Annotated in this window: 10 protein-coding genes and 1 tRNA gene; 4 read left to right on the plus strand and 7 right to left on the minus strand. The window is 53.2% G+C overall.

The window, feature by feature from the left end; all coding sequences use genetic code 11:
* Window positions 1-47 precede the first annotated feature (47 nt).
* The gene (locus ABTW62_RS01640; protein ID WP_430902835.1) at window positions 48-332 is read right to left on the minus strand and encodes an Lpp/OprI family alanine-zipper lipoprotein; all 285 of its coding nucleotides are present in this window, start codon (window positions 330-332) and stop codon (window positions 48-50) included.
* 381 nt (window positions 333-713) lie between these two features.
* Between ABTW62_RS01640 and ABTW62_RS01645 the strand changes: the two genes are divergently transcribed.
* Window positions 714-789: transfer RNA gene (locus ABTW62_RS01645), tRNA-Thr, on the plus strand.
* 59 nt (window positions 790-848) lie between these two features.
* On the opposite strand, the gene ABTW62_RS01650 is transcribed toward ABTW62_RS01645, so the two are convergent.
* From ABTW62_RS01650 to ABTW62_RS01660, 3 genes are all read right to left on the minus strand, one after another.
* Window positions 849-1,898: a response regulator gene (locus ABTW62_RS01650; protein WP_430902836.1), complete on the minus strand. Its 1,050-nt coding sequence runs from the start codon at window positions 1,896-1,898 to the stop codon at window positions 849-851.
* A 7-nt stretch (window positions 1,899-1,905) separates the two neighbouring features.
* Window positions 1,906-3,990 (minus strand): ATP-binding protein, encoded by a 2,085-nt coding sequence (locus ABTW62_RS01655; RefSeq protein ID WP_430902837.1) that lies wholly within the window; start codon window positions 3,988-3,990, stop codon window positions 1,906-1,908.
* A gap of 799 nt (window positions 3,991-4,789) precedes the next feature.
* Entirely contained in the window at window positions 4,790-4,921 is a 132-nt protein-coding gene (locus tag ABTW62_RS01660) for a hypothetical protein (protein WP_430902838.1), read from the minus strand.
* A 1-nt stretch (window position 4,922) separates the two neighbouring features.
* On the opposite strand from ABTW62_RS01660, the gene ABTW62_RS01665 reads away from it, so the two are divergent.
* The gene (locus ABTW62_RS01665; RefSeq protein WP_430902839.1) at window positions 4,923-5,948 is read left to right on the plus strand and encodes a hypothetical protein; all 1,026 of its coding nucleotides are present in this window, start codon (window positions 4,923-4,925) and stop codon (window positions 5,946-5,948) included.
* Window positions 5,949-5,964: 16 nt separating this feature from the next.
* Here the strand turns inward: ABTW62_RS01665 and glgP are convergent, their stop codons facing one another.
* On the minus strand, window positions 5,965-8,535 hold the full coding sequence (glgP, locus tag ABTW62_RS01670; RefSeq protein ID WP_430902840.1) for an alpha-glucan family phosphorylase: 2,571 nt from the start codon (window positions 8,533-8,535) through the stop codon (window positions 5,965-5,967).
* 153 nt (window positions 8,536-8,688) lie between these two features.
* Between glgP and ABTW62_RS01675 the strand changes: the two genes are divergently transcribed.
* Both ABTW62_RS01675 and ABTW62_RS01680 read left to right on the plus strand, forming a co-directional pair.
* Entirely contained in the window at window positions 8,689-10,152 is a 1,464-nt protein-coding gene (locus ABTW62_RS01675; RefSeq protein ID WP_430902841.1) for a TrkH family potassium uptake protein, read from the plus strand.
* On the plus strand, window positions 10,152-10,832 hold the full coding sequence (locus ABTW62_RS01680) for a potassium channel family protein (protein WP_430902842.1): 681 nt from the start codon (window positions 10,152-10,154) through the stop codon (window positions 10,830-10,832). The genes ABTW62_RS01675 and ABTW62_RS01680 overlap by 1 nt, the downstream gene beginning before the upstream one ends.
* Window positions 10,833-10,850: 18 nt before the next feature.
* Here the strand turns inward: ABTW62_RS01680 and ABTW62_RS01685 are convergent, their stop codons facing one another.
* Complete coding sequence (locus ABTW62_RS01685) at window positions 10,851-13,040, minus strand: copper-transporting P-type ATPase (protein WP_430902843.1); 2,190 nt, start codon at window positions 13,038-13,040, stop codon at window positions 10,851-10,853.
* 43 nt (window positions 13,041-13,083) lie between these two features.
* A complete protein-coding gene (locus tag ABTW62_RS01690; RefSeq protein WP_430902844.1) occupies window positions 13,084-13,305 on the minus strand; it encodes a hypothetical protein in 222 nt (73 codons plus the stop codon).
* Window positions 13,306-13,454: the final 149 nt, after the last annotated feature.

The raw sequence follows: 13,454 nt of genomic DNA on the forward strand, positions 1-13,454 counted from the left end.
AAACAGGCAGCCAGACAGTGAAGTAAAACCCAGGAAAATCGGAAAATCTATTTATGCATCGCCCGTTTGAACATGCGATCGATCTTGGTCTCGGTTTCTATAGAACGTGCATTGGCCTCATTCGCCTTATCCATCGCCCGATTCGCCGTATTGACCGCGTCATTGGCCGCAGCATGCGCAGCCGCGGCATCCGACTGGGCAGCGGAGACATTGGCTTCCAGTGCATCAACACGCGCCTTGAGGGCATTAAAGTCACCGGTCGTCGCACACCCCGACAAGATGGCACACACGCCAAGTAAAGCAGATACAGTTAAGGCGTTTTGCTTATTCATATTTATCTCCTTGATTAAAAACATCAGTCAAACAACCTACGTACAGCTCGATTTACACCACAAAACAAACGGTTGAAATTCACCCGGTTATTTATGCAGCAGCGCAATAAATGTTCATTCCAGTTGCTGGATTGAACACCAAAAACAGAGTCGAGACAATAACCACAATTTCATGATCATACTATCATTTCAGTTATTGATTTTTCATACAGATGAATGAAATTATATGCCTGCGACAGATCAAGTCAGGCCATCAGAATTATAAAAATCATCACCAGCACTCAATAGCATCATTGTCAGCAACATTTGCTCACATGTCCATAAAGCTTTATAATCGCCGGGTTTATCGAATCAATAAAGACCACTTCAGCATTGCCTGTTGCCGCAGTAACTCAGTTGGTAGAGTAGCTGATTCGTAATCAGCAAGTCGGAGGTTCGACTCCTCTCTGCGGCACCACGAACAAGTAGGCATCAGTTACACTGCACGAACAGCCGTGCCAATTGCAATCAAGCCGATCAAAGCAGGGATTCCTCCTCCCTCACCCATTCAGCCAAAGCATCAATAACGGCAGAGTCATATTTTTTATCTCGCTCGGCTTCAATCCTCGCCAGCGCTTCAGATTGGGAGAATGGACGAGAACGGTGCCTGAGTCCATCGTACGCTTTGCAGACCGCGATAATCTTTACGCCCGAAGAGACTGTTTTCCCCTGCGGCAGATCACAATACTCATCACGCTGACAACTCTCCGCATAACTGCGCATGATTGCGCTCACCTGCTGATTAAGCGCATCCATTTTCACAAGCAGCGCTCGGGATAGTGCGGCATGGTCACCATGCGGCACGCGCGCACTAACGGAAACTTCCTCATTTTCCTGTACATATCCTTCATCAGAAGCAGCCATCCTTCCGATAGTCTGCAGCAAGGCCGCAGCCCGGATAGTCTCTGCGTCCGCCTCACCAACTCCAAGTTTTAACGCCAGCTTCTCGGCGAGCGCCGCCACGCGCCTTGCTTGCTCGCCAGAACACCGGTCATGCAACATGCTCATATCGGCACAGAGCTCGACAAATACCGAAAAATTTGCTTCGATACATTTTGTTTTGGTCTCAATTTCAGTGCCGAGCTGCTGATTCAGCTCGAGCATACGCAAGTATTGCCCCCTTATCGCGTCACCTAGCTTCTTGCTGCTCACCGCTACACGATATTTTTCCAATGCTTCGCTGACAACCTCTTTGAGCTTTTCGTCATCCCAGGGCTTGGTAATGAACCTGTACACCTCTCCCCGATTGATCGCTTCCAGAACCGATTTCATGTCGGCGTAACCCGTGAGCATGAACCTGATGGTATCCGGCGATACGGCCATGAGTCGCTGCAGAAACTCCACACCATCGATTCCCGGCATCCGCTGATCCGAAATCACCACCGCCACTTCATTTTTTCTTATCAACTCAAGACCGGCTTCCCCACTTTCAGCGGTGATGACATTGAACCCCTCTCTTCTAAACAAGCGTCCCAGGGCATTGAGAATGTTAGGCTCGTCGTCAACGATCATGATTGTTTCGTGCATACCACTCCTACTCTGTGCTGGCAAAATTATTCATTACAGGCAAACTGATCACAAAAACCGCTCCGCATCCCGGCGCGCTCTTCACTTGAATCTTGCCGCCATGCTCGGTAACGATCCCATAAGCGACTGAAAGACCCAGGCCCGTGCCCTGGCCAACCGGTTTAGTGGTAAAGAAAGGATCGAATATCCGTCTTTGTATCTCCTTGCTGATCCCAGGCCCATTATCTTCTATACTGATAAACACTTCCTTGAGGTCGCTGCTGGCCCAGGATTTGATTTTGATATGACCCTGCTCCATCGCCTGAACGGCATTGAGCAACATATTCACCAGGACCTGGGTAATCTGTCGCGGTTTACACAAGACCCGTGGCAGCGTTTGCAGCACCTTCTCAAGACTGGCGCCATATTTCACCTCGTGCCAGGAAAGTCTGACCGCATCCTTGATACACTGGTTGATATCGTATACTTTCGCCTCATCCGCTTCTCTATGCGAAAAGCCTTTAAGCCCCGTTACGATTGATTGTATCCGCTCCAGTCCATCCTTGCATTCACTGACGACCTGCGCCATTTCCTGCAAGGTCGCATCCACATCACGAATCCACCCGGTCTCACCCTGTTTGACCGCATATTGGCCACCACGCTCTGGCGCACGCAGTGATGCTTTATTGCTCCGGCAAGTGGCACTGATTTTCGAGATATCTTCCGATAATGCATACAGATTGCTGCTGATGTAGCCAACCGGATTATTGATCTCATGCGCAACACCGGCAGCGAGCAGCCCAACAGAAGCCATTTTTTCGGATTGAAGAAGCTGTTCCCGCATAGCCGCGGCCTCCGCTTCGGATTTTTTCCTTGCAGTAACATTCCGGTCTATGCCTCGGTAACCCAGAAAAACGCCATGGGAGTCATAAAACGGCACGCAACTCGATTCCAAAACCACGATATGGCCATCCTTGTGCAAATTCCTGTTTTCCAGATTGAAAATAGGCAACCGCTTGTCAATAATCTCGACGAAATCTTTGGATATCCTTGCCGCTTCCTCAGGCGGCATCAAGGCAAAAGGGGATTTCCCAATGATTTCTTCCGGTTTGTAGCCAAGCAGATTCTCCACCTTTGGACTTGCGTAGGAATAAACCAGATCAGCATTGACCTCCCACACCCAGTCAGTCGTAGTCTCCACCAAAGCCCTGTATTTTTCTTCACTTTTTTTCAATGCATCTTTTTTCTTCCGGTTTTCCACCATTTCTGACTGCAGCAACAACAGAAATCGCTCATGCTCTATTCGATGCTCATATAGCTCCACTAGAAAATGTTCGAGCATGCTTTCAAGATTGCCGAGTTCATCTTTCCTGATCTCCACAAGACTGGAGCATGCAGGTTTCTCCCCTCTTTTAAATCGCTCCAGCCTTGAAACGATCATATTGAATCTTGAAAAAATATTTCTTGTGAATCGATAAACCAATATCGTCGCCAGAGACAGCCCGAGCAGGGAAATGATCACATACAACGTGATCGTCTGCAGGAGCATATTTTCCAGAAAAGTCTGGGTATTCCCGGCTGTTCGACTGGTCTTCTCGACCAGCGCATCCGCCAGCGCCATAAAGGTCTCGAACCTTTCTCGCTGCTTTCCCATGACCAATTCAAGCGCTGCGTGGTTTTCCCCTCTAAACAAAGCGGGAAAGATTTCCTCGTCCCGGGCCAGAACAAATTGATCCCATATGGCCTTGAGCGCATCCCGTTGCACATGGATTTCCCGCGCTTTGTCACCATCTTCACGCAGCAAAACACCCAGTATGTGGTTGATATGCTCTGTTGAACGCTTGATCGCCTTGTGTTCCTGAGCCAGGTTACGGTTATCCGGTTCAAGCAGCAATGTCAGCAGCTGAATCCGGCTTTGCTCCAGCACGCCCTTCAGGGTAAGCGAATAATGCATCTCTGAAATCGCATTATAAAATTCAGCATTGAGTGTTCTTTTCACCCAGATCATCTGCAAAATTCCAGCACTGATGAGCGTGAGCACCAACAGCAGGGAAACCACAAAAACCATGATCAGCTTTCTGCGTATGCTCGTGTAATCAAAAAACAATTGCATTTCAATTTTTCTCAATTAACAGGCTGAATAGTTATGGCACTGACTCAACCCCAAAACCACAGTTGGCCTGCTTCTGACCATGCACGATCAGGTTGCAGCACCTTGCCTTGCTTTATGAAATTCACACCTGCCGATTCATTCATCTGCAATGTTCCGTCTTAAAAAGAAAAGTCCTTGCCCCTGGTTATATTCTAGTTCGAGACAACAAGATAAAAAGGCAGGTTTAACACCGGATTGGACAGCTGTTTGCGGAATATGCTGGCTCAAATGCCGGGAGAATGACGAAACGCCCCTGGAATAGATGACGCTCCCAGGGGCGCGGCACAACCAATCAGCTACCCCGCTGACAAGCGGCAGCCGGACTCGCCTTGAATGCTTGTGGATCGGCCAGCACTTCCTTGACCGTAGCATCGAGATCGGCGAGCAAACTCAAGTAGATTCCCAGGATCCTGGTTACTACGCCCAACACGCTCCTGGGTAACTGTATGTGTGGATCGCATTGTGCCTGGAAAGGCACTTGTGCAATATAGAATGCATCCGGCCGCCGCAAAATACAAATAAACGTGGCTTTGGGACCGCTATTCTATCCCTGCCATACGCCATGATCATGGTAGGAAGCAGTTCGTAAATACTGGTTTCAGGTCAGCCCATCAGCACAATACGAACCATGCCTCTGAACGCCTTTCAGCTTCAGGGCAAAGCCGCACGTATTGCGCACGCACAGGCTGCCCCGCATTCCTTCCCATTTCTGAATTTCGGCCATGCGTCGCATTTCCAACCATTCAACCACATGACAGCGTTACAACGCCTGGACGATGAGACCATCTCCTATCCCGGTCTCGTCTGGTTTGACAACCACAGATGCTTTCAGTACAGTCACCCCACTTAAAAAAGCGTAGCCTTTTTCCATCACTCGCGGCTGGGAGCGCATCGTGGACCTCGCAATATTCAAAGACCGTGCCAAAATTAAAGCCCGGAAAATCGCCAATTGGGCCAGGAACATCTCTGATGTCCGGTATATCAATGCACCCCGTCATATCAAGCTGCACCGTTATCTTGGCAACAACAATATTCTGCCACGCGCACACAGGGCGCAGTTGGTTGAAAAAATAGCGGCCAGCCTGCCTGCCGAAGCACAACAACAGGAACGCGAATACCACGCACAACTGTTGGACGCCTGCCCCACGACGCTTACGGTTGACCCGCAAATGGGCGCGGCACGCCTCGACATACAGGATCAGCCGGCACCGGCCTGCATTGCCGACACGCATGCCCGTATCGAACACTTCATCGCGGGTGCCGGCATGCAGATGAATACCAAGCCATACTTGGCGGAAACATCTTCATTGAAGGACTATGCACCAGACAACCCTTGTTTTCAGCTTGCAACCGCGCCTTACATACTCGGTGCAGTGGCCCGTTATTTCGGAAGCTGCCCGGTTCTCTGGAACATCACGGCTATGTACTCACCGCCTCCCATATCGAATACAAACAAACTGAAAGGCAGTCAGCTATGGCATATCGACAGAGAGGACATCACGACACTCAAGCTCTGGCTGCTGTGCTCCGAAATCACGCCAGCCAACGGACCCACCATCATTCTGCCAACCAGATACTCTGACCAGGTTGCCGAAAAGCTTGGCCCTGTCTCTTCTGAAAAAGTCAGAGACGAGGCCCTGTTTGAACCCTTCTGCCCCCATTTTTTATCACTGACGGGCAACAGCGGCGATATGTTCCTGACCGATACCGCCAGGTGTTATCACCACGGCTCGAGGATGCAAGCCGGTATCGAGCGCAGAGTGTTGATGATTCACTACACCACGCGCCATTCCACTTATTTGGCTCCCGGCAACAAGCGGGCACACGATCGTCTGCATGCGCAAGTCCGGCAGGCCTGGGACACCCTTCCTCAGTCTACCCGGGCAGTGCTGCGCGTCTACGACCAGCAGGCAAGCTAATAACGGCCTCTCAGCCTCATTGGGCGGCTGCAAGCAAGTTTGCCGTTCCCGACCACCATTGAATCAAGTTGTTCTCGGTCGGAATGGACGCAGCGGGATGAAACGCCACACAGCGCGGCGTGAAATCCGTGTAAGGGCGCGTCGTGCGCACCTGGCAACGGTAAAGATATCCATGCAAAGCGCCTGGGATACTGGCATGACGTGTCATCACCTCACAGACAAGCGCTTGCATCCCGGCCGGATCAGCGTAAAGCTGGACTTGTATGGCATCGGGCAACATTTCCCCCAAGTAGATCTGCACCTCAAAGACCCAGCCGCCCCGTTCGTGGGATACGCTCAGATTGCCCCAATGGATCTCATGCCAATTGCACCTCAACTGCTCGTCCCACAAACGCAACGTCTGCGCAACTTCGCTGCCCTCGCCAGACCGTTGCTGAAAAGCGTTTGCCGCAGGAAAATACAGCTTCTCGACATATTCACGCACCATCCGATTACTGCTGAACTGAGGAGTAAGGCCCGCCATACTGGCTCGCATACGGGCAACCCAAGCTCGGGGAATGCCAGTGGCATCACGATTGTAGAACATCGGCACGATCTCTTCTTCCAGCAGGCGATACAGCTGCTCTGCTTCCACGCTATCCCACTCGGGTTCGGTATGCTCCTGGCCATCACCCAGCGCCCAGCCCACTTCCGGGGTATAGGCTTCCGCCCACCAGCCATCCAGCTCGGAAAGATTCAGCCCCCCGTTAACCAGTACTTTCATGCCACTGGTGCCGCTCGCTTCCCAGGGCCGGCGCGGCGTGTTGATCCACACATCCACCCCCTGCACCAGCTCCTGCGCCAAGGCAATGTCATAGTCCTCAAGGAAAACAACATGCTGGCGCACCGCTGGCTGAGCGGCAAACTGCGCCCAGGCCTGAATGAAACGCTTGCCCTCCTTGTCGGCAGGATGGGCCTTGCCCGCGACAACCAGCTGTACTGGCCGTTCTGAATGCATCAACAGTCTGATCAATCTGTCAGGATCACGCAGCAACAAGTTAGGACGTTTGTAGGCAGTGAAGCGGCGCGCAAATCCAAGTGTCAAAACGTTGGGATCTAAAATCCGGTCAACCTGGTCAATGAGATGCATCTGCGCCCCCCCCTGACCCAGCTGCAAGCGCAAGCGTTGCCGGGCGTGGCGTACCAGATCGGCACGCTCCTGACCACACAAGGTCCACAGCGCCGTATCGTCCAGCGCCTCGATTGCGGCGGCCAGCGTTTCCTCGTTACCGAGCCAGCGGCCCTTGCCGCAAGTCTCCGTCCAGATATCATCTGCCCACGGAGAATCCCATGATGGCACATGCACGCCATTGGTCACATAACTCACCGGCACCTGGCATTGGGGCCAGTGGGGATACAGGTCCTGAAATATGCCCTGACTGACCTGGCCATGCAGGCGGCTGACACCGTTCATCATGCCGCAGGTCCGAGCCGCCAGATAGGCCATGTTGAAAAACTCATCACCGTTTTTCGCATTGCTGCGGCCCAGTGCCACCAGATCCTCGGGCGCCACCCCCAGATTCCCGGCATAGACCAGACCATACTTGGCCAGCAGCTCGCGCGGGAAGGTATCGAAACCGGCTGCCACCGGCGTATGAGTGGTAAATACATTGCCCGGCCGGGTCGCCCACAGTGCTTCCCAGAAATCCACCCGCTTCTTTTCCATATAGCAACGGGCACGTTCAAGCGTCACGAAAGCGGCATGCCCCTCGTTTAAATGGCAAACATCGATTTCCAGCCCCAGGGCTTCGATCAAGCGCCACCCGCCAATTCCCAGCACAATTTCCTGTACCAGGCGGATTTCTTCTCCCCCCCCGTATAGCTTGCCGGTAATGCCGCGGTCAAGCGCGCTGTTCAGTAAGTTGTTGCTGTCGAGCAAATACAGGCTCACCCTTCCCACCCGTGCCTCCCAGGCATGCAGGCGGACGGTACGCCCGGGCAACTCGATCGGAATACAGAGCCAGGTACCATTACGCGTCAACACGGGACGCAATGGCAGGCTGTTGGAGTCGTTATACGTGTAGATTTCCTGCTGCCAGCCATTGCCATCCAGCATTTGCCGGAAATAGCCTTCCTGATAGAGCAGACCGATCGCAGTGACAGGCACGGCCAAATCACTGGCTGCTTTGAGATAATCTCCGGCCAGCACACCCAATCCACCGGCGTACAGTGGCAGGGCCTTGCCCAGCCCAAATTCCATGCTGAAATAGGCAACGCCTTTGAGCTTGGTCTCGGCATGCGCTTCCCCAAACCAGCCAGGACATTCGCAGTAGTGCCTGCGCGCCTCCGACAGCAAATCAAGATGCTGTTTGAACGATGCGCTGCGATTCAACTCTTCCAGCCGCTCATACGACAGGTTCTGCAAAACCACAAATGGATTCTCGCTGAGCTCCCATAACTGCGGATCCATCGCCTTCCATACCACATCACCGGCATGACTCCAGGTCCAGCGCAAATCCGTTGCCAAATCGGTCACCTGCTCCACCAATGGCAACAAGTCGGCAGGCAAATCTTGCTGGTACTGCATCAGCAGGCGGGGGGTCTTCATGGCGGGTTCGTGCTCCTTCCTTTATGGGCAAACTGCTTGAAAAGCATATCACGCTGCTTATTTCCGGGTCGGCCAATTCATTTTATCGCATACTGATGGCAGGATGAAAATTTGCGCCTTTCTTGAGGATAAACCCCGGCAGGGAGCTGACTCATGTTTCTCAATCACAAACTTGCGCCGTTACAAAAAGTAGCCAGAATCGATGTCATTGCCAAATATAGCGGCCAATTACTGGTCGTACTGGGCTGCCTGACACTTGTACCCTGCCTGGTCTCTCTCTACTTCAGCGACTTCGACAGCACTTTGCGCTATCTGCTCATAGAATTGATGCTTTTTCTGGGTGGCGCGCTGTTATCCCGACTGGATGCGCCGGCAGACATTCAGGCGAATGAAGGTTTGGTCGTTACCAGTCTCATTTTCATCGCCGCGCCGCTCATCATGACCATCGCGTTCAGCGGCGCGGGGCTGACCTTTATCGATGCCTTATTCGAAACCATTTCGGCCGTCACAACCACTGGTCTGAGCACGATTGCGGATGTGGAGTCCATGCCGCCCACCTTTATTTTCGCGCGCGCTTACATGCAATGGATAGGCGGACTCGGGATTGTCGTGCTGACGGTGGCACTGCTTGTCCGCCCCGGTATTGCCGCAAAACGCCTGATTCATCTGGATGAAAGTGAAGATCTGGCCAGTTCCACCCGGTCCTATGCACGCACAATTTTGAAGATCTATCTGATCCTGACTGCACTGGTTGCTGTGCTGATATGGGCTGCGCAGGGCGATATATTCATCGCCATCACGCACGCGTTTGCGGCCGTCTCGACCGGTGGTTTTTCCGGCTATAACAATAGCCTGGCTGGCTTTGAGAACAAACTCGCAGCGCTCACTGTCATCACGGCATGCTTGTTTAGCGCACTGCCTATACTTTTGTATCAGCGTCTCCAGCGACGCGACTGGAAAGCTTTCATTCAAGATATTCAGCTGCGCGCTTTACTGATTCTGAGCCTCATTATCAGCCTGGTACTGGGCGGCATGTTCATCTGGCAACAGAATCTCCCCTGGTCCGAAGCATTGTGGCATGCTCCGCTATTAGCCATTTCCGCGCAAAGCACAGCCGGTTTCGCTACCCTACCCCTGACCGGACTGAGCCATGACATGTTGCTAATATTGATTTTCACCATGTTTGTCGGCGGTTCTCTGGGCTCGACCGCTGGCGGCATCAAATTACTGCGGCTGGTCACTTTTGCCCATTTGATCCGGCTGATCATGCAACGCATCACCATTGCGCCCCATGCCGTTATTCCACAAAATCTGGGCAGGGAGTATCTCGATCATGATGATGTCAATCGTGCGCTAGCACTGATTCTACTGTTCATCGCCGTGATATTCTGCTCCTGGCTTGCCTTTGTCGCCGCAGGCCATGATACATTGAAGGCGTTGTTTGAAGTGGTATCCGCCATCTGCACGGTTGGACTGTCCAGCGGGATCACACAGCCAGAATTGTCCGGCTGGCTCAAGATCATACTTTGCATGGATATGCTGCTTGGACGGCTTGAAATTATTGCATTGTTGATACTCCTCTATCCCGCAACCTGGATCAAAACAAGGAAAATTTGATGAAACTGGTCTTTATCGGTGCCAGCGCAACCTCTGTCATGGCGGTCAGGCAGCTTATCCATCGTGGCTATGACGTGGTGATCATAGAAAAAAATAAAGACCGTATCGATGAGCTGGCCGACCAGCTGGACTGCGGCTTTATACTCGGCGATGGAACACGGCCGGACATTCTGCGTGAAGTGGATGCAAAAACCACCCGTCTCGTCTACTGCATGACTGCCAACGATCAAGCAAACATTCTGGCGAGTCTGGTCGCCCATTCGCTCGGCTTCCCCAGAGTCATTACTAAACTCGAGGATCCGGAGTTTGAACATGTCGCCATCGAGCTGGGGCTGGACAACATCATCGTGCCAGCACGCACAATCGGCAGCTTTCTCGCCGACATAGCGGAAGGCCAGAACCTTCTTGAATTATCATCGATCATTAAAGGCGAAGCCAGAGTGCTCTCCTTCGTCATTAACGAAAGCCTGGCAGGGCCAGTTTCAGCCCTGGCGCTACCAGACAATGCGCGCCTGATGTGCATCTACCGTAACGGAGACTTCATACTGCCCGATGCAGAAACGAAACTCAGGAACGATGACGAAGTAGTCCTGATCACGCATAGCAAGCAAATTCCCGCACTCCGCAAACGCTTTATTGATACACTCAAAATCAGGCAGGCAGGACCTTTGTCCTCGTAACGAGCCCGCCCGGACCAGTCACTGCAGTAAAGTGAAGCGCAATCTCAGCGCATTCCCAATCACGCTGACTGAAGAGAGCGACATCGCAGCAGCTGCAAAAATGGGCGACAACAAAAGACCATAGAACGGATAGAGCACGCCCGCCGCGATCGGCACACCGGCAGCATTGTAAACAAACGCGAAAAATAGGTTCTGGCGAATATTGCGCATGGTGGCTATCGACAACTTGCGGGCGCGCACAATGCCAGTCAGGTCTCCCTTGAGGAGCGTGATGCCCGCGCTCTCCATCGCGACATCGGTACCGGTTCCCATGGCAATCCCGACATCGGCTGCCGCCAGGGCCGGTGCATCGTTGGTACCGTCGCCGGCCATGGCGACCACCCGTCCTGATGCACGCAGCTTCTCGACAATTTTCCCTTTGTCTTCGGGCAGAATCTCCGATTCGACTGCATCAATCCCCAGTTTCTTGGCAACCGCCTCGGCAGTGCGGCGGTTATCCCCCGTCAGCATCACGACATGGATACCCTGTTGCTGCAATGCTTCGATTGCGGCCGCAGTCGTTGCCTTGACCGGATCGGAAATTGCCAGTAGCCCGGCAGGACGGCCATTCACGGCCATATAGATGACCGTTGCACCGTCCGCACGCAGCCCATCGGCCTGCTCCGCAAGTGAGGCAACATCGATGGCCAGTTCTGCCATCAGCATGGCATTGCCGAGTGCAACCGCCTGATCCCCGACTTTTCCGATCACGCCCTTGCCGGTTGGCGAATCGAATTCCTCTGCAGTGGCCAGATCGAGCGACCGCTCCCTCGCAGCCGTGACAATGGCGTGCGCGAGCGGATGCTCGCTCTGCTGCTCCAGAGACGCGGCAAGTGCCAGCAAGTTGTCTTCAGTCATATCCTCTGTGACTACGACTTGGGTCACGGTGGGTCTGCCTTCGGTCAAGGTGCCGGTCTTGTCGATCACCAATGTATCGACTTTCTCCATACGCTCCAGCGCTTCGGCATTCTTGATGAGCACGCCTGCTTGCGCACCCTTGCCGACACCCACCATGATCGACATGGGTGTGGCCAGCCCCAGCGCGCAAGGACATGCGATAATCAAAACACTGACTGCGGCAATCAAGGCATGACTGAAGACAGGCTCAGGACCGACCAGCGACCAAATGACAAAAGCCAGCAACGCGATACCTATCACCACCGGCACGAACCAACCGGAAACATGGTCGGCCAGGCGCTGGATCGGAGCACGGCTGCGCTGCGCTTCGGCAACCATCTGCACGATTTGTGAGAGCATCGTATCCTTGCCCACGCGCTCGGCACGCATCACGAAACTGCCGGTTTGATTGATCGTGCCGCCGATCACCTGGCTGTCCGGCATTTTCTTCACTGGCATGGATTCACCCGTCACCATCGATTCATCCACGGCACTGCGCCCTGTCTTCACGGCGCCATCCAGGGGTATTTTTTCACCCGGCCGCACGCGCAATAAATCACCCACCTGAATCTGCGCCAGCGGCACATCCTCTTCCTCTCCCTCATCCCCCGCCCGGCGGGCTGTCTTGGGCGCCAGATCCAGCAATGCCCGAATCGCGCCCCCTGTCCGCTCGCGCGCCTTGAGTTCCAGCACCTGGCCCAACAAAACCAGCACCGTGATGACGGCTGCCGCTTCGAAATAGACCGCTACCGTACCATCCGCCTGCCGGAAAGCGTCGGGAAAAACACCCGGCGCCAATACCGCCACCATGCTGTACAACCAAGCCACGCCTATCCCCATGGCGATCAGGGTAAACATGTTCAATTTGCGCGTTGTCAAAGAGATCCAGCCGCGCGTGAAAAAAGGACGCCCCGCCCACAGCACCACGGGCGTCGCCAGCACCAGCTGGATCCAGCCGGACAAGGGCGCGCTCACGTAACGGTGCATGTCGGTCACATGCGCGCCCATTTCCAGAACAAAAACAGGCAGCGTCAATATCAGGCCGATCCAGAACCTTTTGCGCATATCGGTCAACTCGGGATTTTCACCCTCTTCTCCGGTGATCGCTTCCGCTTCCAGCGCCATGCCGCAAATCGGACAATCTCCAGGGCCTTTCTGCCGGACCTCGGGATGCATCGGACAGGTGTAGATCCCGTCTGCACCCACAGCGGATGCAGATTGCGCCGGACGCTCGCCTGGCTTGTGTTCATGATGACAATCTTGTGAACGCATACAACCTCCTTATAAAAATGGGGTCAGGTCTTGATGTGAAATATCATATCCGAGATATTTTCACAATGCGGCTGACAGTCGCATAATGCAGCCCGAATTCATCCGCTATCGCTTTCATTGTATAGTCGCCTGTTTGATAGGCTGCTGCAATCCCTGCATTTCTATCATTGAATGATGAATAATATGAAAGCGGCTTGGCATTTGCTCTTCGCAGTACGCGTAAAATTTCACTGATATTGTTATCATGTCGCACATGCTGCTGCATGGTTTCGACAAATTCTTCCTTAGAAGCTGCTTGGAAATCCCCCTGTGTCAGAATAGTTGTCGTGTCTAATTTTTAATCAACAAAGTATAAAAGGTAGAGTAAAGGACTGGTTTTGATTGCCATTAGGACTTGCTTATCTGTTTCCGCCC

This window comes from Nitrosomonas sp. ANs5 (assembly GCF_050584665.1).
Taxonomy (GTDB): domain Bacteria; phylum Pseudomonadota; class Gammaproteobacteria; order Burkholderiales; family Nitrosomonadaceae; genus Nitrosomonas.

What these genes read in the sequence shown, in the direction of transcription:
- ABTW62_RS01640 (WP_430902835.1), bottom strand. Translation starts at nt 332, where the DNA reads ATGAATAAGCAAAACGCCTTAACTGTATCTGCTTTACTTGGCGTGTGT.
- ABTW62_RS01650 (WP_430902836.1), bottom strand. Translation starts at nt 1,898, where the DNA reads ATGCACGAAACAATCATGATCGTTGACGACGAGCCTAACATTCTCAAT.
- ABTW62_RS01655 (WP_430902837.1), bottom strand. Translation starts at nt 3,990, where the DNA reads ATGCAATTGTTTTTTGATTACACGAGCATACGCAGAAAGCTGATCATG.
- ABTW62_RS01660 (WP_430902838.1), bottom strand. Translation starts at nt 4,921, where the DNA reads ATGCGCTCCCAGCCGCGAGTGATGGAAAAAGGCTACGCTTTTTTAAGT.
- glgP (WP_430902840.1), bottom strand. Translation starts at nt 8,535, where the DNA reads ATGAAGACCCCCCGCCTGCTGATGCAGTACCAGCAAGATTTGCCTGCC.
- ABTW62_RS01675 (WP_430902841.1), top strand. Translation starts at nt 8,689, where the DNA reads ATGTTTCTCAATCACAAACTTGCGCCGTTACAAAAAGTAGCCAGAATC.
- ABTW62_RS01680 (WP_430902842.1), top strand. Translation starts at nt 10,152, where the DNA reads ATGAAACTGGTCTTTATCGGTGCCAGCGCAACCTCTGTCATGGCGGTC.
- ABTW62_RS01685 (WP_430902843.1), bottom strand. Translation starts at nt 13,040, where the DNA reads ATGCGTTCACAAGATTGTCATCATGAACACAAGCCAGGCGAGCGTCCG.
- ABTW62_RS01690 (WP_430902844.1), bottom strand. Translation starts at nt 13,305, where the DNA reads ATGCAGCAGCATGTGCGACATGATAACAATATCAGTGAAATTTTACGC.